Annotated in this window: 19 protein-coding genes; 13 read left to right on the top strand and 6 right to left on the bottom strand. The window is 49.4% G+C overall.

The window, feature by feature from the left end; genetic code table 11:
- Window positions 1-8: 8 nt before the first annotated feature.
- From ACR0QN_RS02125 to trpA, 8 genes are all read left to right on the top strand, one after another.
- Entirely contained in the window at window positions 9-1178 is a 1170-nt protein-coding gene (locus ACR0QN_RS02125) for an AGE family epimerase/isomerase (RefSeq protein ID WP_432649538.1), read from the top strand.
- Between the two features lie 27 nt (window positions 1179-1205).
- Window positions 1206-1487 (top strand): late competence development ComFB family protein, encoded by a 282-nt coding sequence (locus ACR0QN_RS02120; RefSeq protein WP_432649537.1) that lies wholly within the window; start codon window positions 1206-1208, stop codon window positions 1485-1487.
- 535 nt (window positions 1488-2022) lie between these two features.
- Window positions 2023-3540, top strand: coding sequence for an anthranilate synthase component I (gene trpE, locus ACR0QN_RS02115; protein WP_432649536.1), 1518 nt, complete (start codon window positions 2023-2025; stop codon window positions 3538-3540).
- A 165-nt stretch (window positions 3541-3705) separates the two neighbouring features.
- Complete coding sequence (locus tag ACR0QN_RS02110) at window positions 3706-5343, top strand: bifunctional anthranilate synthase component II/anthranilate phosphoribosyltransferase (protein WP_432649535.1); 1638 nt, start codon at window positions 3706-3708, stop codon at window positions 5341-5343.
- A 1-nt stretch (window position 5344) separates the two neighbouring features.
- Window positions 5345-6130, top strand: a complete 786-nt coding sequence (gene trpC / locus ACR0QN_RS02105) for an indole-3-glycerol phosphate synthase TrpC (RefSeq protein ID WP_432649534.1) — start codon at window positions 5345-5347, stop codon at window positions 6128-6130.
- The gene (locus tag ACR0QN_RS02100) at window positions 6127-6750 is read left to right on the top strand and encodes a phosphoribosylanthranilate isomerase (RefSeq protein WP_432649533.1); all 624 of its coding nucleotides are present in this window, start codon (window positions 6127-6129) and stop codon (window positions 6748-6750) included. The genes trpC and ACR0QN_RS02100 overlap by 4 nt, the downstream gene beginning before the upstream one ends.
- Entirely contained in the window at window positions 6747-7937 is a 1191-nt protein-coding gene (trpB, locus tag ACR0QN_RS02095) for a tryptophan synthase subunit beta (protein ID WP_432649532.1), read from the top strand. The genes ACR0QN_RS02100 and trpB overlap by 4 nt, the downstream gene beginning before the upstream one ends.
- A 26-nt stretch (window positions 7938-7963) precedes the next feature.
- Window positions 7964-8749, top strand: coding sequence for a tryptophan synthase subunit alpha (gene trpA / locus ACR0QN_RS02090; RefSeq protein WP_432649531.1), 786 nt, complete (start codon window positions 7964-7966; stop codon window positions 8747-8749).
- A gap of 70 nt (window positions 8750-8819) precedes the next feature.
- Here the strand turns inward: trpA and ACR0QN_RS02085 are convergent, their stop codons facing one another.
- From ACR0QN_RS02085 to ACR0QN_RS02060, 6 genes are all read right to left on the bottom strand, one after another.
- Window positions 8820-10520: a putative bifunctional diguanylate cyclase/phosphodiesterase gene (locus tag ACR0QN_RS02085; protein WP_432649530.1), complete on the bottom strand. Its 1701-nt coding sequence runs from the start codon at window positions 10518-10520 to the stop codon at window positions 8820-8822.
- 212 nt (window positions 10521-10732) lie between these two features.
- Window positions 10733-12154 carry a glycogen synthase GlgA gene (glgA, locus tag ACR0QN_RS02080; RefSeq protein ID WP_432649529.1) on the bottom strand — a complete coding sequence of 474 codons (1422 nt, stop codon included), beginning with the start codon at window positions 12152-12154 and terminating at the stop codon, window positions 10733-10735.
- Between the two features lie 151 nt (window positions 12155-12305).
- Complete coding sequence (gene glgD / locus ACR0QN_RS02075) at window positions 12306-13430, bottom strand: glucose-1-phosphate adenylyltransferase subunit GlgD (protein ID WP_432649528.1); 1125 nt, start codon at window positions 13428-13430, stop codon at window positions 12306-12308.
- Window positions 13431-13459: 29 nt separating this feature from the next.
- The gene (locus ACR0QN_RS02070; protein WP_432649527.1) at window positions 13460-14668 is read right to left on the bottom strand and encodes a glucose-1-phosphate adenylyltransferase; all 1209 of its coding nucleotides are present in this window, start codon (window positions 14666-14668) and stop codon (window positions 13460-13462) included.
- A 33-nt stretch (window positions 14669-14701) separates the two neighbouring features.
- Complete coding sequence (gene glgB, locus ACR0QN_RS02065; RefSeq protein WP_432649526.1) at window positions 14702-16828, bottom strand: 1,4-alpha-glucan branching protein GlgB; 2127 nt, start codon at window positions 16826-16828, stop codon at window positions 14702-14704.
- Between the two features lie 242 nt (window positions 16829-17070).
- Complete coding sequence (locus tag ACR0QN_RS02060) at window positions 17071-19428, bottom strand: SpoIIE family protein phosphatase (protein WP_432649525.1); 2358 nt, start codon at window positions 19426-19428, stop codon at window positions 17071-17073.
- A gap of 297 nt (window positions 19429-19725) precedes the next feature.
- Here ACR0QN_RS02060 and ACR0QN_RS02055 point away from each other — a divergent pair, with 297 nt between their 5' ends.
- The 5 genes from ACR0QN_RS02055 (at window position 19726) to ACR0QN_RS02035 (ending at window position 25289) form a co-directional block, all read left to right on the top strand.
- Window positions 19726-20712 carry a DUF6709 family protein gene (locus ACR0QN_RS02055; RefSeq protein ID WP_432649524.1) on the top strand — a complete coding sequence of 329 codons (987 nt, stop codon included), beginning with the start codon at window positions 19726-19728 and terminating at the stop codon, window positions 20710-20712.
- Between the two features lie 84 nt (window positions 20713-20796).
- Window positions 20797-21576, top strand: coding sequence for a cell division protein ZapA (zapA, locus tag ACR0QN_RS02050; RefSeq protein ID WP_432649523.1), 780 nt, complete (start codon window positions 20797-20799; stop codon window positions 21574-21576).
- Between the two features lie 6 nt (window positions 21577-21582).
- A complete protein-coding gene (locus ACR0QN_RS02045) occupies window positions 21583-23646 on the top strand; it encodes a DUF3656 domain-containing U32 family peptidase (protein ID WP_432649522.1) in 2064 nt (687 codons plus the stop codon).
- A gap of 33 nt (window positions 23647-23679) precedes the next feature.
- On the top strand, window positions 23680-23955 hold the full coding sequence (locus tag ACR0QN_RS02040; RefSeq protein ID WP_432649521.1) for a DUF4321 domain-containing protein: 276 nt from the start codon (window positions 23680-23682) through the stop codon (window positions 23953-23955).
- Window positions 23952-25289: an MATE family efflux transporter gene (locus ACR0QN_RS02035; RefSeq protein WP_432649520.1), complete on the top strand. Its 1338-nt coding sequence runs from the start codon at window positions 23952-23954 to the stop codon at window positions 25287-25289. The genes ACR0QN_RS02040 and ACR0QN_RS02035 overlap by 4 nt, the downstream gene beginning before the upstream one ends.
- Window positions 25290-25757 lie beyond the last annotated feature (468 nt).

Raw genomic sequence — 25757 nt, 5'->3', positions numbered from 1 at the left:
TAATATCAATGCTTATCAGTGAAGCAAAAAATGAGCTTTTAAACCACATCATCCCCTTCTGGGACGCTCTCAGAGACGATGAATACGGCGGATTTTACGGTCAGATGGACAACGACCTTAACCTTGACAAAAAGGGCGGCAAGGGCGTTATCCTCAATTCAAGAATACTTTGGTTCTATTCCTCCTGCTACCGCACCGTGGGCGGCGAGAAGAACCTTGACAATGCTAAACACGCTTATGAGTTTCTCAGAGACAAGTGCGTTGACCGCAAAAACGGCGGCGTTTACTGGATGATGAACTATGACGGCACCGTTATGGACAGTATGAAGCACACCTATAATCAGGCATTTGCTATCTATGCCCTGTCCACCTATTACCTTGCCTGCAAGGATAAGGAGGCTCTCGACCTTGCTTTCGAGCTTTTCGAGACAGTTGAGGAAAAATGTACCGATGATGTGGCATATATGGAAGCATTTGACATAAACTGGCAGCTTATCGAAAATGACGCTCTCAGCGAGAACGGTCTTATGGCTGACAAGACAATGAACACCGTCCTCCACCTTATCGAGGGCTACACCGTTCTCCTTGAAGCAAGCGGCGACGAAAGAGTCAAGGCAAGGCTCAAGTTCCTCCTTGACATCACCGAAAAGAAGATATTCGACAGCCCGAACAATAAGCTTCTCGTGTTCTTTGACAGAGAGCTGAACGTTATCGGCGATATCCATTCCTACGGCCACGATATCGAGGCAAGCTGGCTCATTGACCGTGCCTGTGATGTTCTGGGCGAAAAGGAGTACATAGATAAATGGGCAGGAATTGATCTGCGCATTTCAAATAATATCCTTGATATCGCCTATGAGAACAACTCTCTCAACAACGAGCGTGACAAGACCGAGATAGACAAGAAGCGTGTATGGTGGGTGCAGGCGGAGTCCGTTGTTGGCTTTGTGAATGCATATCAGCACAGCGGCGACAAGAAATTCCTTGATGCTGCGGCTCATATCTGGGGCTGGATAAGAGACGTTCAGATAGACAAGCGTCCCGGCAGCGAATGGTGGGCTGAGGTCGATTATAACGGCAAGCCTATGCCAAAGTTTACAATGGTAAACGAGTGGAAATGCCCTTACCACAACGGCAGAATGTGCATTGAACTTATTAACAGGGGTATCGACGCATAAATCACAGCTTGAAAGGGGACAGCAACGATGCTGGTAAACGCTAACGAGGAAATTGTTAAACAGAGACTTCCCGAGCTTCTGAAGGAATACGACTGCTGCAAATGCGAGAAATGCGTCTGCGATATGATGGCGATAGCCCTGAATAATATCAAGCCCGCATACGTAAATACTGCGGAGGGTATGCTGTTCAAGAGAATAAACAGTATGCTCCCGCAGAAAAATGCGGATATTGATATTGAAATTCTCAAAGCAATAAACCTTGTGAGCGCCCACCCCAAGCATAATAACGATGAAGCAAGGCAGGCATAATTTTGTAATATCCGACAAATCTTCTGCGAATTTTTGTGAGATGTTACAATATTGATTTTATGCCTATTGACAAAATAAAGCTCAGGTGATATACTGAACTTACAATTTAATAGAAGTTAAATCCTATGAACAAAAGCAAGTAGCATTTGTGACGGCATTACAGAGAGTCGGGCATTGGTGGAAGTCCGATATGAACAGCAGATGTGAATGGGTTTGTGAGGAGCAGGGTGAATTCCGTTTTTGGATAGTAGCCTGAGCCGTATTTCCTGCGTAAAAGGAAAGGGTATTGATGCGAAATGCTGCGTACTTTTATTTCTTGTCAAAAAAAGTACAGCATTATCGAATTTTCGGTAATGCTTTTTTTATCAGGCACCGATACCCGATAAGAGGCAATGGAGATTTAAATGATCTCCTTTGCAACCTGGGTGGCACCACGGCGGATAATGTAAATTATGTCTGTCGTCCCTTGATGATACACGTGTGTGTATTGTCGGGACGGCAGACTTTTTTGTTGTTATGGAAAGGAAGGTTCATTATGATGTATCCCGCACTTGAAGAGACAAAAGAATATTTAAAGACATACGGCACAGTACCCGTTTTTTACGAGCTGCTGACAGACAGCTTCACTCCCGTAAGAATGTTCGCTATCCTCAAGGAAAACTACGAAAACTGCTTTATCCTTGAGTCGGTAGACAACTCAAACCGCTGGGGAAGATATTCCTACATAGGTCTCGCTCCCAAGGCGGAGATACGTGTAAAGAACAAGCAGGCGGATATCATTTACTCCGACGGCAGAAAGGAAGTAAAGGACGCCTCCGACCCCGTTAAGCTTTTCTCGGAAATTATGGAAAAGTACAAATCTCCCAAGTTTATAAATTACCCCAAGCTCACAGGCGGACTTATCGGATATTTCGGCTATGATATGGCGAGATATTACGAAAAGAAGCTGACAAATATCCCGAACGATGACCTGGATATGCCCGACGCAAATATGTTCATCTACAACGAGATAGTTGCCTACGACCACCTTTCAAACAGGGCGGTAATTATCCTCAATATGGATAAGGAAGCTATAGAGGAGCTTGCAGAGAAGTCGGGCGAAAGCTTTGACAAAGCGGCTGAAATGATGTACGAGAACCTCGGTGACAGAGCCGAAAAGCTGGGAAAGCTCCTTTGCAGATACGTTCCCGAGCCTGCTCCGAAAGTCCTCACTCCTGCGGAGATAACCGTTAAATCAAATTACACCAAAGAGCAGTTCTGCGAGATGGTTGAAAAGTGCAGAGAGCATATCATAGGCGGCGATATCAGCCAGATAGTTATCTCCCAACGGTTTGAAGCGGAAAATCCCCCCGACCCCTTTGATGTTTACAGAATGCTCCGCTCCACAAATCCCTCGCCTTACCTTTATTACTTCGACCATAAGGATTACTGCATCGCAGGCGCATCTCCCGAAATGCTGGTAAGCGTTACGGACGGAGTTGTCCTCAATAAGCCCATTGCAGGCACATATCCCAGAGGTGCAACGGCAGACGAGGATATCGAGTTTGAAAAGAAGCTCAAAAACGACCCCAAGGAAAGAGCCGAGCATACAATGCTTGTTGACCTGGGCAGAAACGATGTGGGCAGAGTCTGCGCTCCCGGAACAGTCAAGGTAACAGACTTTATGAGAGTGGAGCGTTACTCAAAGGTAATGCACCTTGTTTCCGACGTTGAGGGACAGCTTGCAGAGGGCAAAACTCCCGTTGACGCCCTGATGTCCGTCCTCCCCGCAGGAACGCTGTCGGGCGCACCCAAGGTAAAGGCTATGGAAATAATCGACAGCCTTGAGAACGTAAAGCGTGGACTTTACGGCGGCACAGTGGGATATATGGCATTCTCTGGAGATATCGACACCTGTATCGCTATCAGAACGGTGCTTTTCAGAAACGGCAAGGCATATGTCCAGGCAGGCGCAGGAATCGTTTATGACAGCGTTCCCGAAAACGAGTATGAGGAAACAAAACGTAAGGCAGCAGCAGTGCTTAACGCACTTAACGGAGCCTCTCAAATGTAATTGACCCCCAAGGCAAAAGTTTCGCTCAAGCCTTTTCCAAAGGCTTGCAGGGGTCAAGGGGGCATTGGTCTTGCAAACAAGCCCCGCTCCCTTGTCGCCCTTCCGCAATGATAAACAAAGTTTATCTGCGAAATCCCCTTAAAATAAATGAAAGGATCTGCTACTATGATAGTAATGATAGATAACTACGACAGCTTCACCTATAACGTGTATCAGGCAATGGCAAGCCTTTATAACGATATCAAGGTTTTCAGAAATGACGAGATAACCATTCCCGAGATCGAGAAAATGTCTCCCGAAGCACTTGTCATCTCCCCGGGTCCCTCCTATCCAAAGGACGCAGGCATTTCCGTTGAAGCAATAAAGTATTTCGCAGGAAAGCTCCCCATTTTCGGCATCTGCCTCGGACATCAGTCCATAGGCGAGGCATTCGGCGGAAATATCGTCAGAGCAAAGGCTCCTATGCACGGAAAATCCTCCGTAATAAAGATAGACAGCTCCTGCCCCATTTTCTCGGGTCTCCCCGATAAAATAACCGCCGCAAGATACCATTCTCTCATAATCGAAAAGGAATCTATTCCGGATTGCCTTAAAATAACCGCCGAGACCGAGGACGGAGAGATAATGGCTGTTGCCCATAAGGAATATCCCATTTACGGCGTGCAGTTCCACCCCGAGTCAATTCTTGCGGAAATGGGCGTGAACATCATATCCAATTTCCTCACACAGGTGGTGGGAGTCAAGACCACAGGCGCAGGAGTTTCCCCCATTCCTATGGAAAAGAGAAGCGCACTTAAAAAGTACATAGCCAAAGCCGTTGACAGAACAGACCTCACCGAGGAAGAAGCCTTTGACGCTATGAACATCATTATGAGCGACGCCGCAACCCCCGCTCAGATATCCGCATTCCTTGTGGGAATGAGAATGAAGGGCGAGACCATCGCAGAAATAACAGGCTTTGCAAGAGGTATGAGAAGCAAGGCGGCTGTTATCGAGGGCTTCCGCTCCGCAATTGATATTGTCGGCACAGGCGGAGATATGGCAGGAACATTCAATATCTCCACCACCTCCTCCTTTGTCATCGCCGCCGCAGGAATAAACGTGGCAAAGCACGGCAACAGAGCCGCTTCAAGCAAGAGCGGCGCAGCAGACTGCCTTGACGCTCTTGGCGTAAACATCAAGCTCTCCCCCGAAAATGCTTCAAAGTGCCTTGAAAAAACAGGCATTGCATTCCTCTTTGCACAGGTTTTCCACGGGGCAATGAGATTTGTGGCTCCCGTCCGCAGGGAGATCGGCTGCCGCACATTCTTCAATATCTTAGGTCCCCTCACAAATCCCGCCCTTGCCGATTATATCGTTCTGGGAATTTACGATGAAAAGCTCTCGGACCTTATGGCAAACGTGCTTATCAGACTTGGCATAAAGGGCGCGATGGTGGTAAACGGCAGCGACGGTCTTGACGAGATAACAATGACAGGCGTGACCCACGTGTGCGAGGTCAAGGACGGAAAGATATCAAACTACGATATCGACCCCCACGACTACGGCTTTGAATACTGCACACCCGATGACTTAAAGGGCGGCACACCCGAGGAAAACGCTCAGATAACCCTTGACATTTTAAGCGGAAAGGACAAGGGTGCTAAACGAAACACAGTTCTCCTTAATGCAGGCTGTGCAATTTACTGTGCAGGGGGCGCAAAGGATATCTCAGAGGGCGTTAAAATTGCCGCAGAGATGATAGACAGCGGCAAGGCTATCGCAAAATTCAACGAAATGAAAACATTTACCAACGAGGTTTGATATGATACTTGATGAAATTGCCGCAAAGAGAAAAATCCAGCTTGAAAGGGAAAAGGCTGATGTCTCCCCCCTTAAAATGAAAAAGCGTGCAGCAAATGCCGCATTTCCCGTTCACAGCTTCAAAAATGCAATTGCAGACGAGGGACTTTCGGTCATTGCCGAGGTGAAAAAGGCTTCTCCCTCAAAGGGACTTATCCAGCCCGATTTTGAACCCGTAAAAATTGCCCGGGAGTACGAAAAGGCAGGTGCAAAGGCAATATCCTGCCTCACCGAGGAGCATTATTTTCAGGGCTCGTCAAAGTACCTTGCGGATATCCGAAATAACGTGAACATTCCCGTTCTCAGAAAGGATTTTATATTTGACGAGTATCAGATATATGAGGCAAAGGCAATAGGCGCAGACGCAGTCCTGCTCATTGCCGCCCTGCTGACGGACGAGGAATTCAAGCCTTTGTATGACCTTGCTCATTCTCTGGGACTTGACGTTCTCTGCGAGGCGCACGATGATGAGGAAGTGCTGCGGCTTGTGAGAATGGGCTGCGACATAATAGGCGTGAACAACCGAAACCTTAAAACCTTTGAGGTGGACATTGAAAACACTAAGCGCCTTGCGGCACTTATCCCCGAAAACACCCTGCTTGTGTGCGAAAGCGGAATAAAAAACAATGAGCATATGAAGTCCGCCAAAAACTGGGGCGCTGACGGCGTGCTTATCGGTGAAACTCTTATGAGAAGCGGTCTGACGGGCATTTCCGAATGTATGAAGGCACTTCGGGAGGGCGTATGATAAAGCTTTGCGGAATAAGGCGGGGTGAGGACGTTCAGATCGTAAACGAGTTTCTCCCCGACTTCATCGGAATGATACTCACCGAGGGCTTTCGCAGGACGGTGGATATGGACACCGCCGAAGAGCTTTCAGAGCTTCTTGACAAGCGGATAAAAAAGGTAGGCGTATTTGTAAACGAGCCTGCAGAGAATGTACGGTCAGCCGCAAGCAGGCTTGACCTCCAAGTTATACAGCTTCACGGCGATGAGGACAGGGAATATATCCGCTCCCTCTCGGTAAAATGCGAGATATGGAAAGCCGTCAGGGTGCGCTCGTCAGAGGATATAGTAAACGCCGAAAAGCTTGGCTGTGACCGCCTGCTCCTTGACAGCTTCGTAAAAAATGCTGTGGGCGGAACGGGAGTTACGGCAGATTGGGACATCATAAAAAACACGGACATCTCTCTCCCCTATTTCCTTGCAGGAGGGATAGGCGAGGATAATATAGCGGCTGCTCTTGAAATTTGTCCTCATATCGACCTTTCCGGCTCCGTTGAAACGGACGGGGTCAAGGACAGGGAAAAGATCCGCAGGATAACAGAGCTTTACCGCAATATAACACAGAAAGGAATACAGATATGAATAAAACAGGAAGATATGGAGAATTCGGCGGACAGTACGTTCCCGAGACCGTAATGAACGCCGTTCACGAGCTTGAAGAGGCGTATGATAAATACAAAGATGACCCCGAGTTCAAGGCAGAGCTTGCAGACCTCTACAAAAACTATGCAAACCGCCCCTCAATGCTCTACTTTGCAAAGCATATGACGGAAGATCTGGGCGGTGCAAAGGTGTACATCAAGCGTGAGGACTTAAATCACACAGGCGCACACAAGATAAATAACGTCTTGGGACAGATACTCCTTGCAAAGCGTATGGGCAAAAAGCGCATTATCGCAGAAACGGGAGCAGGTCAGCACGGCGTTGCCACCGCCACCGTATGCGCTCTTATGGGACTTGAGTGCTGCGTATATATGGGCGAGGAGGACACCAAAAGGCAGTCCCTTAACGTTTACCGAATGGAGCTTTTAGGCGCAAAGGTTGTCCCCGTCAGCAGCGGCACCTGCACCCTCAAGGACGCAATAAACGAGGCTATGAGAGACTGGTGTACAAACATCGAGACCACATTCTACTGCATTGGCTCTGTAATGGGTCCCCACCCCTATCCCGAAATGGTAAGAGATTTCCAGAAGATAGTGGGCGAGGAGATAAAGGCGGAGCTTATGGAGCGTGAGGGAAAGCTTCCCGACTGCGTAGTTGCCTGCGTAGGCGGCGGCTCCAATGCAATGGGCGCATTCTATGACTTTATCCCCGACACATCCGTAAGACTTGTGGGCGCAGAGGCAGCAGGCAGAGGAATAAACACAGCTGACACCGCCGCAACTCTCTCCTGCGGCAGCGTTGGAATTTTCCACGGAATGAAGTCAATGTTCCTGCAGGATAAATTCGGTCAGATAGCTCCCGTTTACTCCATTTCCGCAGGTCTTGACTACCCCGGAATAGGCCCCGAGCACGCAAATTTGTGGAAAACAGGCAGAGCGGAATATGTTCCCGTTACCGATGAAGAAGCTGTCTGCGCATTTGAATATCTCTCCAAGACCGAGGGCATTATCCCCGCAATCGAGTCCGCCCACGCAGTTTCGGCGGCTATGAAAATTGCCCCCACAATGGGTAAGGACCAGATAATCGTCATCAATCTCTCGGGCAGAGGCGACAAGGACGTTTACTCCGTTGCACGCTACAGAGGTCATAACATCGAAAACTCTTAATCTTCCAAAGAAAGGCAGGTCAAACTATGAACCGTATAGATAAATGCTTCGGGGAGCTTAAAGCTCAGGGAAAAAAGGCTCTTGTGACCTTTATCACCGCAGGCGACCCCGATATGGACACCACCGTAAAGACCGCTCTTGAAATGTTCGACAAGGGCGCAGATATAATCGAGCTGGGTGTTCCCTTCTCAGACCCCATTGCCGAGGGCGTTACCATTCAGAAGTCCTCTCTCCGCTCTCTGAAAGGCGGCACCACCCTTGACAAGATATTCGCCGCTGTAGACGAGATACGCAAAGAGACCGACAAGCCCCTTATCCTTATGATGTATCTGAACACCATTTTCGTGTACGGCACAGATAAATTCTTCTCCCTGTGCAAGGAAAAGGGCGTTGACGGCGTAATTGTTCCCGATATGCCCTATGAGGAGAGGGAGGAGATACTTCCTGCGGCTCAGAAATACGGCGTGCATAACATCAATCTTGTGTCCCCCGCTTCTCACGACAGGATAAAGCGTATCGCCGCAGATTCCGACGGATTTTTATACTGCGTTTCCTCAAACGGCGTTACGGGCGTCCGCTCCGAGTTCAAGACGGATTTTGACGAATTTTTCGGACTGATAAAGGAGAATGCAAAATGCCCCTGCTGCGTTGGATTTGGCATTTCAAGCCCCGAGCAGGCAAAAAAAATGTCCGCCTACTGCGACGGAGTTATCGTGGGCAGCGCCATTGTGCGGATAATGGAAGCAAACGGCGTAAATTCCCCGAAGGCTGTGGGCGAGTTTGTAAAGAGCCTCAAGGACGCTATGGAATAATTTGTAAAAGCAGATCCCCGAAATACGGTTCAGTTCAAACCGCATTTCGGGGATCTTTTCATATCCGATATCAGCCCTTATCCGCATAAAAGCTTCCGTCGGAAAGTCTTTTTTCAAACTCGTCCTTGGGAAGAGGGCGGTCGAAGAGGAAGCCCTGCGCCATACTGCAATGGGTCTCACGTAAAAACTCCGCCTGTGCGTGAGTTTCAACGCCCTCGGAAATTGCCTCCATATTCAGCTCATTCACCATATTCACAATGTTCTTGACAACTATCCTGTCGGTGGAAATGCCGCCGTCAGACTCGTTTATATTTGTGAAAAAGGACTTGTCCAGCTTGATAACGTCCACATCAAGGTCTTTTAAGAGATTAAGGGAAGAATATCCCGTTCCGAAATCGTCGATAGATGTGCCGACGCCGTTCTCCTTCATTCTCTCCACGAAAACGCTCATAGCGGTAAGGTCCTCCGCTCCCGTCATTTCCGTAAGCTCCACCTCAACATATTTGCCGTCTATCTCGTACTTTCTGATTATTCCGAGTATCTGATCTGCAAGGCGCTTGTTGTGAAGATGGCGCTTTGAGAAATTCACCGATACTCTTACAGGCTCAATGCCCATTTCCAGCCACCGCTTTATATCTGCACAAACCGCCTCAAAAACGTAAAAATCGAGCCTGCATATGGTGCCCTCGGTCTCGAGGATAGGAATAAAATCCATAGGCGGAACGACCTTGCCGTCCCTCACCCATCTGCAAAGCGCCTCGCAGCCGCAGAGCTTGTTGTCCGAAAGCCGCACCTTAGGCTGATAATAGACCACAAATTCCCTGTTTTCCAAAGCCTTGGGGAACAGAGTGGAGATCTCCTTTTTATGTATAGCAGCCTCCAGATGCAGGGGCGAATAGAAAACCACGTCACGCCTCTCATCGCTTCTGGCAGCATTGAAGGCTATGGAGGACTTGTTCATAATATCGGACATCGTATCGCCCTCAACAGCTTCATATATACCCATACGCAGTCTTATATCATAAAGCTGCCTTGCTTCGCCCTCGCCCATCTCAAAGGAAAGAGCGTCCACAAATCCACGGAGATCGGTTATCCTGCCCTTTTTGATAATAACAATAAAATTATCTCCGCCCAGTCTTGCAAACTTGCCGTCGTCCTTTACAAAGCTGTCCATAGCCTGAGCAAATTTTCTCAGAAGCGCATCGCCCTGTCTGTTTCCGAAAAGCTGATTTGCATATTTGAAATTCTTGATATTGATGAAAGCGGCGGCATAATCCACAAGCTTTCCCTGCGCCATAAGCATACCGCCGTACCTCATAAAGCCCTCTGTATTGCAGACTCCCGTCATACGGTCAAGGTACATACTTTTCTCCATAAGCCCCATAACTCTGGCTCTGACGCTGATTATGTAGCAGTTCTTGATAAGCATACCTATCATAGACTTTTCGCTGTCGTTCCATTTTTCTCCCTTGGCGGGCATAAAGGATATGCAGACGCTGCCGCCTTCTTTTGTGGTAAAATGCTTTTCCACTCCGTTCTCTTCATAGCCTTCGGGACTGAGAAAAAATTCGCCGTATTTATTTACCCCCTCAGGCTCAAGCTCGCTGGGGGGAGCAATGAGCGACAAGGTTACCCTGCCCAGTCTGATACCCTCCGCCGCAGCCTCTGCCGCTATGGTTATATTGTCCATTGCATTGTCAATATTATCAACATTTTCATTTATCTTCTCAAAGAATTTCAGGACCCCGCCGCAGAAATTACAGTTTTCCATTTCAATTTTCCCTTCCGTAATTCATTATGTTATGATACGCCCGAGATATTTGCTTTGATTTCAGCTAAATTATATCATAGTGTGAAATCGTTGTCAATTGACAATTTGCTTAATTTTGTCATACTTTGTCTCAATGCTGTAGCGCATAATGCGGTATTGCAGTAAAATATCAGACCCGAACGGGAGACGTCCGGGTCTGAAAAAAATGTGAATTATTCTTCCCCTGCAAGCTCCTTGTAAAGACCGATGTACAGCTTTGCGGAATTATCCCAGCTAAAGTCGTTTTTCATAGTCTCGCTGACTATCTTAGCCCAGGCTTCCTTGTCCTGATAATAGTCGCAGGCTCTGTTTACAGCGTTCAGCATATCGTGAGCGTTATAGGTCTTGAAGGTAAAGCCGTTGCCGTTCTCTCCTCCTGCGTCTCTTACGCTGTCTCTGAGACCGCCCGTCTCTCTTACGATAGGCAAAGTACCGTAGCGCATTGATATCATCTGCGCCAGACCGCAGGGCTCGCTCTGGGAGGGCATAAGGAACATATCCGCACCTGCATATATCTTCCTTGCAAGTTCGGGAACAAAGCCAAGAGTAACGCTTACCTTGTCGGGATATCTCCACGCCATTTCCTTGAAAAAGTCCTCATATATCTTCTCTCCTGCGCCCAGCACCGCAAACTTGCAGCCCAGGCTCAGCATTTCCTCAAACACATACTTGATAAGGTCAATGCCCTTATGTGACACAAATCTTGTGATAATGCCGATAAGTGGTTCGTCACCCGAAGCAAGCTTCAAAGACTTCATAAGCTCGGTCTTGCACTTTGCCTTGCCCGAAATATCATCGGCTGTAAAATGCGCAGGGATAAGTGGGTCGTGCTCAGGGTCGTAAAGTGTGGTGTCAATGCCGTTTAAGAAGCCGCAGAGCTTGTACTGCTTGTTTGTAAGCGCTCTGTCAAGGCCGTGTGAATACCAGGGGTCAAGTATCTCCCAGGCATAGCTTGGGGAAACGGTTGTTATCTTGTCGGCAGTCTCAAAGGCAGCCTTCATAAGGTTCACCGCACCGTCATACTCAAGGAGCTTTGCGTGGTACATAGGTATGCCCATAATATCGTTGATAACGTCCATACCGTACCGTCCCTGATACTGGATATTGTGAATGGTGAATACGGTCTTGATGTCCTCATAGCCGTACTGGAATTTGTAGTAGGTCTGATAGTAAACGGGAACAAGGGCAGTCTGCCAGTCGTTGCAGTTAATTATCTGAGGTTTCCAGTCTATCTGCCTGATAAGCTCCATCACCGCACGGGAGAGGAAAACAAATCTCTCGCAGTCATCGTAGAAGCCGTAAAGGCCGTCTCTTGCGTAGTAATACTCGTTATCGAGAAGGTAATAGGTAACTCCGTTTGCCTTGCCCTCGAAAACGCCGCAGTACTGCTTTCTCCAGCCAACGTCAACGGTGAAGTTTTTAACGAATTTAAGCTTTTCCCTCAGCTCGGGCTTAATGCTTTTGTAAAGGGGCAGGACCACACGACAATCGTGTCCGGCCTTGCACAGAGCCGCAGGCAGGGAGCCCGCAACATCTGCCAGTCCCCCCGAAGCAGCGTAGGGAAGCGCTTCGGAAGCTGTGTAAAGTATTCTCATATATATTCAAATCCTTTCTCTCGGAAGGTATAATAGCCGTAAGTAATTTTTTCAAAAAATCTTTCTCTCAGAAAAACCGAGCCTGCGGAGAATAAGCCGCAGGCTCGACGTCATACTGTGATATCAAGCCTGTTTTGGCTTTAGCTTCAAATCAGATCTCTGCGCCCTTGCCGATGTAGATCGGGTAATTTGCAGAGCCTGTAAGTATCTTCTGGTCGGAAATATGAACGACCTTGTCGGTGATAACGCAGCTTATGCTGCAGTTTTTGCCGATGATGCTGTCCTGCATAATAATGGAGTCCTTGACAACAGCGCCCTTTGCCACCTTTGCGCCTCTGAACAGAATGGAGTTCTCCACAGTTCCCTCGATAATGCAGCCGTCGGCAATAAGGGAGTTCTTGACCTTTGCACCGATAGCGAATTTTGCGGGAGGATTATCACGCACCTTGGTGTAAACGGGAGCGTTGTCGGGGAAGAGCTTAGTTCTGTTCTCTGTGTTGAGGAGAGCCATATTTGCGTCATAGTAGCTCTTGATGGAGGTTATCTTGGAGAAATATCCCTCGTGCTTGTATGCCATTATCTTGTATCTGCTGCACTGAGCCTGAAGGATACTCTTTGCAAAGCTGTAGATACCCTTAGCGGCACCGTCGGTTATCATACTCATAAGCAGGGGCTTGGAGATGATGTAGGTGTTGAGGGAGATGTTGCACTCACCGCTTATCTCGGGATTGATGAGGACGTTGTTGATGCGTCCTTCTGCGTCAATGCCGAAAACGTTGGTGTGAGCAGCAGCGTCAAGGTCAAGGTTGGACTTTGCGTAAACAGCGGTGATATCTGCGCCGCTCTTTACGTGAGCGTCATAAAGCTTGTTGTAGTCAAGGCTTGTAACAACGTCGCAGTCGGACATAATGACATAGTCTGCGTCGGAATGACGGATAAAATCGGAAATTCCGTAAAGAGCCTCAAGTCTGCCTCTGTACATACCGCTGGTGAGGTTAGAGAAAGGAGGCAGCAGATGAAGTCCGCCGTTCTTTCTTGCCATATCCCACTCTCTGCCGGAGCCTAAGTGGTCAAGGAGGGACTGATAGTTGGACTTTGTGACAACGCCCACCTCGTCAATGCCCGAATTTGCCATATTGGAGAGGGTGAAGTCGATAAGTCTGTATCTGCCGCCGAACATGACCGAGCCCATTGTTCTCTGACGTGTAAGCTCGGGAACTACGTCCTCGTGCATATTGGCGAAAATTACGCCCAGTATCTTTTTATTTAAGCTCATTTTATATTAACCTTCCTTCCGTGAAGCTCTTACTTCTTCTTGATATCGGGAACCATCTGCTTGGGACCAACGACCTGACCCTCGGAAATGGTTATCTTGTTTCCGATGACTGCAATACCCCAGTCGTCACGGTTTTCAACCGTTTCGGGACGTGCGCCCACGTGTGCGCCCTTTTCGATAACGCTGTTCTCGCCAACGATCGCATACTCCACAACTGCGCCTTCCTTGATAACGGTGCCGGGCATAATGATGGAGTCGGTAACGGTAGCGCCCTTTTCAATAGTAACACCTTCGTAGATAACGGAGAAGTCGATATTTCCGTCAATGTTGCAGCCCTCTGCGATCATAGAGTTCTCAACATTTGCATTGTCGCCTATGTACTGAGGAGGGAGAACGGGGTTTCTCGAATACATCTTCCAGTCGGGGTCGTAAAGGTCAATGGGGATATTGGGGTTAAGAAGGTCCATATTAGCTTCCCAGAGGGAGTCGAGAGTTCCGACGTCCTTCCAGTAGCCGTCAAATGTCCAGGCAACAAGCTTTTCGCCTGCATTCATCATATTGGGAATGATAGCCTTTCCGAAATCCTTGTCCTCGTCGGGGTTGTTCTCATTGTCGATGAGGTACTGTCTCAGCTTGCTCCAGGTAAAGATGTAGATACCCATTGAAGCAAGAGTGGAACGGGGGTTCTTGGGCTTTTCCTCAAAGTCGATGATATTGCCGTCGTCGTCGGTTATCATAATGCCGAAGCGTGAAGCCTCCTCCATAGGAACGTCAAGAACGGCGATAGTAGCAGCAGCGTTCTTCTCCTTGTGGTAGCTGAGCATTACGTTGTAATCCATCTTGTAGATGTGGTCGCCGGAAAGAACGACTACATAATCGGGATTGTAGCGGTCAACGAAAGCAATGTTCTGATAAATGGCGTTTGCGGTGCCCTTGTACCACTCTGCGCCCAGAGCGGTCTGGTAGGGAGGCAGGCAATGAGCGCCGCCGTACTGCTTGTCAAGGTCCCAGGGCTGACCGTTGCCGATATAATCGTTAAGCACCAGAGGCTGATACTGGGTGAGAACGCCTACTGTATCAATACCCGAGTTAACGCAGTTTGAGAGGGGGAAGTCAATGATCCTGTATTTTCCTCCGTAGGGAACGGCAGGCTTTGCCATATCCTGAGTGAGGGCATACAGACGGCTGCCCTGTCCGCCTGCCAAAAGCATTGCGACGCATTCTTTTTTCGTGTACATCTTTAAAATCCTTCCTTTCGGTTTTATGCGGTATTATTCCGCTGATTTATCGTTCTTGGGTCTGCGGCCCCGCTTTTTGGGAGCCTCCTCGGGAGACTTTTCCGCTGTCTTTTTTGTGGAAGTCTGCTTCTTTGCCGCCGAAGACTTTGCTGCGGTTTTCTTCGTGGTCTTCTTGGAAGCTGTTTCCTTGACTGCGGCAGTCTCGGTAACGTCTATCTTCTCGCCTGTCTTTTTCCTGCGCTTCGGGGGAACATACTTGAAGAACATCGCAGACAGTCCGGGAATTGTAAGGCTTATGGAATAATCGCAGCCGTGCATTGAATATTCCTTTGCCTTTATCTTTCCGTTGTCCACCTCTCCGCTGCCGCCGTATTTAACGTCGTCGGTGGAGAATATCTGCTCGTATGTACCCTCGTAGGGAACGCCTATCCTGTAATCGCTCCTCTTGACGGGAACGAAGTTGCAGACAACGATCATCTCGGCAGGCTTTTCGGGGTCGGAATTGTCAATTCGCCTGAAGGATATAACGCTCTGAGTGTAATCGTCGGCGCATATCCATTTGAAGCCGTCCCAGGAATCGTCGTCGTGCCAGAAGGCAGGTGTATTCTTATAGAGATTGTTTAGGTCTCTGTAGAAATCGTTCATCTTGCGGTGGGTCTCGAAGCCGAGAAGCATCCAGTCAAGCTCCTTCTCGTAATTCCACTCGATGACCTGCGCAAAGTCGTTGCCCATAAAGTTCAGCTTTTTGCCGGGGTGGGCTATCATATAGGCTGCAAAGGCTCTCTGGCTCGCAAATTTGCCCTCCATAGTGCCGCTGCTCATCTTGTTGAAAAGTGAAGCCTTTCCGTGAACGACCTCGTCGTGGGAGATGGGGAGAATGAAATTCTCGCTGAAGGCATAGAAGAAAGAGAAGGTGAGCTTGCCGTGGTCTCCCGCTCTGTAGATGGGGTCGGTGCGCATATAGGAAAGGGTGTCATTCATCCAGCCCATATTCCACTTGAAGTTAAAGCCAAGTCCGCCAACATCGGCAGGCTTTGTGACCATAGGCCAGGCGGTGGACTCCTCTGCTATCATCAGCACGTCGGGATTTCTGGAGAATACGGTAGTATTGAGCTTCTGCAGGAACTCGATAGCCTCAAGGTTTTCGTGGCCGCCGTTCTTGTTGGGTCTCCACTCACGTCTGTCATAGTCAAGGTAAAGCATAGAAGCAACAGCATCAACTCTCAGACCGTCCACGTGGAATTTCTCTATCCAGTAAATGGCGTTTGAGATAAGGAAGCTTCTGACTTCGCCCTTGCCGTAGTCGAACACTCTGGTTCCCCAGGCAGCGTGCTCCTTTTTGAGGGGGTCGCTGTACTCATAGCAGCAGTCGCCGTCAAACTCGAAAAGACCTGCGGAATCCTTGGGGAAATGTGCAGGCACCCAGTCAAGGATAACGCCTATGCCGTTCTGATGGAAAATGTCTATCATCTGCATAAACTGCTCGGGAGTGCCGTAGCGTGAGGTGGGGGCATAGTAGCCTATGACCTGATATCCCCAGGAGCCGTCATAGGGATACTCCGCAAGGGGCATAAGCTCCAGGTGAGTATAGCCCATATTCTTTAAGTAATCCGACATCTCGTGGGCAAATTTCACATAGTCGAAGGGAGAACCGTCCTCATACTGTTTCCAGGAGCCCAGATGCGCCTCGTAGATGTTCATAGGACTCTTGTAGACGTTGGTCTTTCTCTTGTGCTCATACCACTTTTGGTCGTGCCACTCGTAATTGTCGATATCGAAATATTTTGTGGCAGTATTGGGACGAAGCTCCATATGTGCTCCATAGGGGTCTGCCTTGTCCACAACGCTCATATGAGAGGTCTCAACGCTGTATTTGTATGCAAAATACTGCGGAACGTCCTCAATGAATATCTCCCACACCGTGGGGTCGTCCAGACGGTACATAGGATTTTTCCGTCTGTCCCAGTCGTTGAAGTCGCCCACCAGGGAAACGGACTTGGCATTGGGCGCCCAAACACGGAAATAAACGCCTTCTTTGCCGTCCTTCACGCCCTTGTGAGCGCCGAAGAAATTGAATGCCTCGCAGTTGCTGCCCTCGTGGAAAACAAAGAGCGGGAAGTCGTAATCTCCGATAGAAGAATTTTTCTTATTTTCACTCATAATAACAGATATATCCACCTTTCAGACTTTCTAAAAAAACGGACTGTTTTTCGCTTTTGCGGACACCTCCGCTTATCTTACTAATATTTTAACAGATTATGCATTAGATTACAAGAGGTATTGTAAAAGTTTTACAAATCTCACTTATTTCTTACATACCCTTTGTGCAATATAACAACAGATTTCCATTATATGGGCAAGAAAAATGTAAATAATTGGTGAATAAAACGATTAAGTTCAAATTATGCGGGAAATAATCTGAAAACAGCGGCAGTTCTGTCGTCGGGTCTGTCCCCCTCCGTCTCCTCCGCAGCCGCCATTATCCTGCTGCACATCTGTCCGCAGGTAAGCCCCTCGTTTTCAAGCACGGCGGCAACGGCGGCGCTTGTGATGTCAATGCCGTCGGTGGTCATAAGCACACGTGAGCTGACGTTCAGGCATATTCTCTCCTCGGTGACGGAAAGGCCGTTTATTATCCCCACAGGGGCAGAGCTGTCGCTGTAGACGCTCATTACAGGGCTTTCCCCCTCCTCACGGCTGAATACGGCGGTGGGAGCCGCTCCCATTTTAATGAGCCTGCCTTCCCCCGTGTATAGATCGGCGGCGAAGATATCAACGGTGGTGAAAATTTCCTCCGAGGAAGCGGCGGTCATAATGACGTTCAGCATTTTAACGGCGTTTTTCCTTCCAATGCCCCCGGTTATCATACGGCGGAGAAGATTTACGGCAAGTGTGCTTCTTGTGCCTGCCTTGCCGCCCCTGCCCATACCGTCGGACAGGATTATGTAGAAATTTCCCAGACCGTCCTCAAAGCAGGTGTGACTGTCGCCGCAGGAGCAGCCTTCCGCCGCCTCTGCCTCTATCTCGCAGTCGGGAACAAATCTGCCTTCCTGCCGCCACCTTATGCGGCACAGACGGTCGTTCTCACCGCCGCAGAGCATTGTGACGGGTCTTGCAAGTCTTACTCCGAGAAGTGCCGCAAGGCGGTCGGAAACGCCGCTCAGATGAATATCCCGAAAGTCCTCGGGCGCAGGGATAAAAGCCTCAGCAAAGGGTCTGCGCTCCCCGTCAAAGGCTATCCGGACCGAGCGGACGTCAAAGCCCTCCTCCTCAAGAAGTCTTTTCAGAAATTTTGAAAGCTCTGTATCGGGGCGAAGCTCCTCTTCGCCGCCCCCCGAAAGCTCCCATATCATTCCGCAGGAAGCGGAAAGCTGCTCGGAAGCCCCCTCTAAAAATCTCCGCAGGTACGCCGATCTGCGGCGGGATATCCTTTCCGCTCCCGCAGCTCTGCAGAAGCCGTCAGCGATCTGATCCTTTTTCGGGCAGCCCTCGAAGCCCGTCGGCAGCTCCTTTGCAGTAATTCTGCCCGCCATCGAAGCAATGTTCTGAGCGGCTTTGAAGCAGCCTTCGATACCGTCAGGCGAAATGCTGCCGCAAGCCGCACTGCACTTGCGCTGCGTGCAAATACCGCCGCAAACGTCCCTCTTGATATCCTCATAAGGCTCTCTGTCACCCTTTTCCGAACGGCGCATAAAAAGCTCCGCAGCCATCTGAACATCTTCGCCCACCTCCTCAAGCACCTTTGCCGCAAACATAAGCTTGTCCGAACGTATATCCGCCTTTTCCTCCGAGGCGAAAATCCCGTTTAATTTCGGCAGATAAAGTCCCTCGGGCACAAGGCAGTACAGCGCCGCCGCAATGCCCATATCCGCAATAAATTCGGGAGTTCCCGAAGGCATTCCCGCAGCTGCGGTCATACCAAATGCCGAAAGGATAAATGCGGCATTTACGGCGTATTTTCCCTTTGACGTGTACATTCCCGTCACAAGCCCCGCAAAGGCGAGCATTGCACCGCTCCGTCCGAGAGTCTGCTCCGACAGGAGAAACGCTCCTGCGGACAGTATGCCCACAGCCGCACCGCCCGATTTCCCGAATTTCCTTGCGGCAGCAGCGGTGCAGAAGCCTGCGGCTATCCTGCCGAGGTTTATAAAGCCGGTATCCGAGGAGCAGAGGGCGCATATCAGAAGCATATATGTAATTCCCATTGCCGCTGCCCGGAAGTCGGTGCAGCCTCGGCTGCACAAGCTGTTTTCGGAATAGAAGCCGTTTTTCACCGTCTGCACCGTTTCGCAGAGGCAGTATGCCGCTCCGAAGCACATCACCGCCCTGAAAAACACCGCCAGGAACATTACCCAGTCACCATTGTTTCCTGCGCTCACCGCAGCCGAGCTTATGAAATATGCCGCACCTGCCGCAAGAGAGCGTGTCCTTGCCGTGCATTTTCTTCCGAACAGCTTTATAAACAGCGCAGTCACCGCCGCAGATGACAGCTCTGCGATATGGCTCCAGAGACTTCCTGCCGCAGCCCACGCCCCGAACATTCCGAACACCGCCGCAGCGGCGCAGACAGGGCTTCCTGCCGCCGCAAGAGAGGCTCCGAAGGGTGATGTGCCGCCGCCTGTCCGCATATCCGCAATGATAAAGCCTGCCATCGCCCAGACTGCAGCCGCAGCAGCCGTTTTCCTGCCGCTTCTTTTTTCCGAAGCATTCTCTGCGGAGCGGAGCGCCGCCTCCCCCGCCTTTTCCGCTTTTGTCACCATACTTTTTCTCTTCCTTTCTTTTTCACGGGATATATATTCCGATTATACGCTTACGATAGGGCGAAAAAGGTCATAAGGGCGCAATAAATCTAATTTTCCATTTAGGGAAAAACGTAGATATCTCCCGAAAAAGCTTATTGTGGAAATAAATTTTCCGAAGTCCGTCGGCGCAGGTCGGGAAATTGTCCGACAGATGACAAATCCATTTTTCCTTGACAAAAAAGATGTATTGTATTATAATCAGATTAAAATGGGAAATCAGACGAAAAATCAGATCTTATGGGGGTACATTACATTATGAGAAAGCAACACCGGTTAAATGCTGTAATTATTTTTGCGGTAATGCTTTTTGCAGGGGCAGGAGGTATGATCACCTCATCGAAACAGCAGCAGCAGATAAACAAGGGGCTTGACGATTTCAACTTTCTTTCGGACAGCGAGTTTTACAAGGGCAAATTCGTGGAGGGAGATGTTTTTGAGGTCTACGGCGAATTTGCATACGAGGAAAGCTATAATGAAACTTTGGGCATAAAGAGCAATTCCCACGTTACCTCCCACTATTATCTCATTCCCCTAACGGGCAGCTTTGACTCGGATATGCCTAAGTTTATCACTCTTGAGATAAAAACTGCGGCAGGAGTAAAAAACGCCGAGCTTCTTATGGAGCAGACCTGGAATTATCAGGACACAGGCGAGGAACCCGATGTATGGAACGAGTTTCCCATACAGGGAAAGGTCTCAAGGCTTGACGGAGAGATAGAGGAATACCTTTACGACTGGCTCACAAACGACGGTGTGGACGGCACAAGGGCGGATTATGAGGATATGATATGCCCCTATGTCATAACCGAACACTCGGCGGAGGCTGTGGGCAGAAGTATGAATTTCAGCATTACCATTACTATTATAGGTCTTGCAGGCATCGGCATTATGATATTCCTTTATATCAGAACACGCCAAAGCGAGGCCGTTCAGGTCATGCCGCAGCCCCAGCCCTACACCGCTTATACTCCCGTTAACGGCAATGCGCCCCGGACGGGCAATTTCGGAAATACCACCGCTTCGGGCAGCGTTTCCTCTCCTGCCGACGGCGGAGAGTCTGCAAGACTTATGGAGGAAATGAGCAGGCTAAAACAGCCCACGGACGCAGATGAATTTTTCGGCAGTCCTGTGCGCAGGGAAGAGCCTAAAACCCCCGAGGAGCCTTATCCCGAGCCGAAAAAGGATATGGACAGGCTTGACACTTCGGAGCTTGGGATAGGTATTGCCGATGAGGATAAATAAATCCATTTTACCGTATTGAAATTTATCCGTAAGTGATGTATAATACATATAGATGTAAAAATAAATGCCGAAAGGAACGGACAAATGAACATTGTAAACAAGGTTACGGTCACGATCTGCGGAATGGAGTACAATCTCCAGACGGACGAGACCCCCGATTATCTCATTTCCCTTGCAAAGCGTGTGGACAAGGAGATCGGCGACTTAGTCAAGGCTAAGCCCAATTTCGGTGTGCAGAATGCCGCCGTATTTGTTGCCCTCACCTCTCTTGACGAGGCTCAGAAGGCTGCGGACAGCATTGAGAACGTCCGCACTCAGATCAAATCCTACGTGGAGGAGACTGCAAAGGCACGCAAAGAAAAGGAAAAGCTTGCGGACAAAAACAAGGCTCTCGAGGAGAAAATTGCCGCTCTCGAAAAGGAGATAAAGGAGCTGAAAAAGCGTCCCAGCTACGAGTGCGAGCAGCTTGTTCTTGAAAACACCATCTCTCCTGCGGTGACAATTTATGCGGAGGAGAATGTTCCCGAGACGGTTTCCGAACCTGCTGCGGAAGATAAGTCTTCCGAGAACAAGTCCGTGGAGACCGCTCCCGAAAAGGATACGGCTCAGCCCGAGGATAAGCCCGAAGAGCCTGCAAAGTCCTCGGAGACTGTGAAACCGGAAGAAACATCAAAGAAAGCTCCCGCCCAGACTGCCGAATGCGGCTCAGACGCCAGTAAAGGCACAGAAACACAGGATAGCGGCGAACACGGAGGGACTGACGGAGGAGCAGGCGCAGAAGCTCAGAATGATGGCGGTAATACACAAAATGATGACGTGACACCGCCCCCTCAGAACAGGAAAAGCAGAAAGAAAAGGCGTTAAAAACCTATGAATAAAACAGGAAAGCCCGAGGTGCTTGCTCCCGCAGGCAGTCTCGAAAGCGTTTATGCCGCTGTAAGGTGCGGCGCTGACGGAGTTTATGCGGGCGGAAAGCTTTTTTCCGCCAGAGCGAACGCCGTCAATTTTTCGGACGAGGAGCTGAAAGCTGCCGTAAAATACTGTCATTTGCACGGGGTGAAAATATATCGTGCGATGAACACGGTCATATTTGACAGCGAGGCGGAGGAGTTCTGCAAAGAGGTAAGGCTCAGCGCAGAAGCAGGCGTTGACGGGCTTATCATACAGGATATAGGCGGGGCATACCTTGCGGCTGCGGCAGTTCCCTCTATGCCCCGTCACGGCTCTACCCAGATGACCGTTCACACTCCTCTGGGTGCTAAGGCTGCGGAAAAGGCAGGCTTTTGCAGGATCGTTCCCGCAAGAGAGCTGTCTCTTTCAGAGATACGCAAAATCTGCGATACGGGCGTTGAGACGGAGGTTTTTGTTCACGGGGCACAATGTATGTGTCTTTCGGGGCAATGCTATATGAGCGCTCTTATCGGCTCAAGAAGCGCTAACAGGGGGCAGTGCGCCCAGGCGTGCAGGCTGCCCTTTTCCTCTTTCGGCAAAGAGGAGTATTATGCGCTGTCCCTTAAGGATATGTCCCTTGTGAGCCATATCGGTGAGCTTACAGAGGCAGGCTGCGCTTCTTTCAAGATAGAAGGACGTATGAAAAGACCCGAATATGTGGCGGCGGCAGTTATCGCTGTACGCAAAGCTGCCGACGGGGAAACCGATATTTCCGAGGACACCGCAAGGCTTGAAGCTGTCTTCTCCCGAAGCGGCTTTACTGACGGATATCTTACGGGGAAAACGGGCAAGGAAATGTTCGGTCACAGGCGGAAGGAGGACGTGGTCTCCGCCGACAGGGTGCTGCCCGAGCTTGCCGCTATGTATAAGGACGAGAGGAAAAGCGGCGGCATAAGCTTTGAGTTTTCCGCAGAAGCGGGAAAGCCCTCGTCTCTGCGTTTCTCCTCGGGTGATATCTGCGGAGAGATATGCGGTATGATACCCGAAGCCGCAAGAAACAGAAGTCTTTCCCCCGATGATGTGACAAAGCAGCTTTCTAAGCTTGGGGGCACACGATATGAGCTGACAGGCATTAAATGCAGCATTGACGAGGGTATCACTCTCCCTGCTTCGGAGCTTAACAGGCTGCGGAGAGAAGCGGTCTCCGAATGCGACAGGCTGACTGTGGAGAAGAACACTCCACGTTATGATATCAGGGACTTTACACCCGGGAAAGTCATTTCACGAAATGATAAAGGCGAGCCTGCCATTCGTGTGATGTCAAGCAATGTTGATACTGTCCGAATGGCAGCAGAATATGCGGAAATGGTCATTGCACCCGTTAACATCTGCAAAGGTCTTCCCGATGATATTCCGCAGGGGAAAATCGCTGTGTCGCTCCCCGATATCGTTACCGATGAGGAGGGGCTTTTACGTGAGCTCTCCGAACTTAAAGCAAAGGGCTTTACGGATCTTGTATGCGGAAATTTCACACATATGGGTGTGCTGAATGAGCTGGGCGATGTTCACATTCACGGGGGCACGGGGCTTAATGTCACAAACTCATATGCCGTAAAGAGGTTTGCGGAGCTTGGCTTATGTGATATCACCGCCTCATTTGAGCTTAAAGCGGCGCAGTTTTCCGCTCTCGGAAAAGCTGTTCCCACAGGCTTTTACGCCTACGGCAGGCTCCCTCTGATGATAACACGGAACTGCCCCATTCGTGCGCAGGCAGGCTGCAAGGGCTGTACGGGTGCTATTACCGACAGGACGGGCAGGAAATTTCCCGTTGAATGTGACAGCAAAAAATACGCCCGTATCAGAAACTGCGATATTCTCGAGACATCGGACAGGCTTTCCGAGTTCAGAGGTGCTGCTTTCGCTCTTCTTGATATGGGAGATATGCCGCCGAAGCAGGCGGAAGAGGTCATAAAGCGGTATATCCGCCGGGACAGCCCCGAGGGAAAATTCACACGGGGACTTTACTACAGAGGGATAGTCTGAGAGCAGACCCCCTTGAAAGGATGTAGGGAACTGATGAAGGAAAATTTCAAGAGGACTATCGCTTTTCTGTTTTTTCTGCTGGCAGGCATAGTTTTAGGCACGGTCATTGCAAGGGTGTGCAGCGGTGTGCCGTATCTGGGCTGGCTTGCCTATGATATGTCGGTGGGCATTGACACGGGTGCGCCCGTTATCCTCGACCTTATTGTTTTCAAACTGGCATTCGGCTTCACCCTTTCGGTGAATGCCGCTCAGATAATCTGCGTCATTGCGGCGCTTATCGCTTATAACAAGACGTGTAAGGGGTTATGACAAAGGACTTGACTGAGGGCAATGTTACAAAAGCTTTGCTGCTGTTTGCTTATCCGATGATACTCGGAAATCTGCTGCAGCAATGCTATAACATTGCCGATTCGTTTATTGTGGGAAAATTCTTAGGCTCGGGGGCACTTGCGGCGGTAGGCTCCGCATACACACTTATGACCTTCATAACCTCCGTTATTATCGGGCTGTGTATGGGCAGCGGCAGCGTTTTTTCCGTTTGGTTCGGCAGGAATGACAGGGTACAGCTCAGAAACAGCATTGCCGTTTCCTTCCTGTTCATCGGAGCGTTTACGGTTATTGTAAACGGGCTTATCTTCGGGGGAATTGACATTATTTTACATATTCTGAGCGTACCCCGGGATATTTACGGGGCGATGAGAGAATATGTGTGGGTAATTTTCTTCGGAGTGTTCTTTGTTTTTCTGTATAACTTTTCTGCGTTCCTGCTTCGCTCGGTTGGTAATTCGGTGATACCTCTGTGGTTTCTCGGGGCGGCGGCGGTCATAAATATCCTGCTCGATATCCTGTTCGTGGTCTGCTTCGGAATGGGAATAAAGGGGGCGGCGCTGGCTACGGTCATTGCTCAGGCTGTTTCGGGTATCGGGCTTAGTGCTTATGTGCTAATAAAGGAAACTTGGCTTCTCCCGAAAAGGAATGAAGTGAAAACCGACAGAAAGACCCTTTCGGAAGTGATGCGTCACTCCTTCGGCGCCTGCATTCAGCAGTCGGTGATGAATTTCGGCATTCTGATGATACAGGGGCTTGTGAACAGCTTCGGCACGGCTGTTATGGCGGCTTTTGCGGCGGCTGTGAAGATAGACTCCTTTGCGTATATGCCTGCGCAGGAATTCGGCAATGCTTTCTCCCTTTTCATTTCACAAAATCACGGCGGCGGTAAGCAGGACAGAGTGAAAGAGGGTCTTCGCAAGGCTGTGAAGATATCCTCCGTCTTTTGTCTGGGCGTTTCGGTCATTATTTTTTTCCTTGCGACCTGCCTTATGCAGATATTTGTGAGGGCTGAGGAGACGGATATCATTAGCATCGGCGTGGGATATCTGCGCATTGAGGGCAGCTTTTACATAGGCATTGGGATACTGTTTTTGCTGTACGGCTTTTACAGAGGTATAGAAAAGCCCGAAATGGCTCTGATACTGACGGTGATTTCCCTTGGCACGAGAGTGCTGCTGGCTTATGTGCTTTCGCCTGTTCCATTTATCGGGGTAAAAGGGATATGGTGGGCTGTGCCTATCGGGTGGGTGCTGGCGGATATTACGGGCATTATCTTTATCCGGAAGGCTTTGTCGAACAGCAGAAAAACATAATAGACTTTATACCCGGAAAAGAGTGCATTCTTTTCCGGATATTTTTTCCGTTTGTCCGAAAGGCTTTGTATAATAAAACAAATTTTCTAAAACCACTTGACAAATAGATACAAATGTGCTATAATATGTTATATCCCCCATTTTGGGCGGTGCAGATTTTTTTGAGTTGTCGCCATAAGTTTACAGAATTCGTCTTGACAATATGACGCAGATGGGGTATAATAATTTTAATTATTGTGTTCGGACCACGCACGGAGACTGTTTACCCGGTCTTTGGGACGTTGCTGAAATGTTTGAAAATTGCGCCGCAAAAGGAATACCGCCCGATATAGTCGGGTGAAACGGAAAAAATATACATCTGCCGCTTTCGGAAATTTTTTTACGGCAGAAAATCAGCGGGCGCTTGTGTTTTGAAAAAGAACGGTCGGATATTTTTTCGGCAGGCAGGGGGCCTGCCCCATACCGTTT

This window comes from Huintestinicola sp., from assembly GCF_050874005.1.
GTDB lineage: Bacteria > Bacillota > Clostridia > Oscillospirales > Ruminococcaceae > Huintestinicola.
This window is presented reverse-complemented; position numbering and strand designations above follow the sequence as displayed.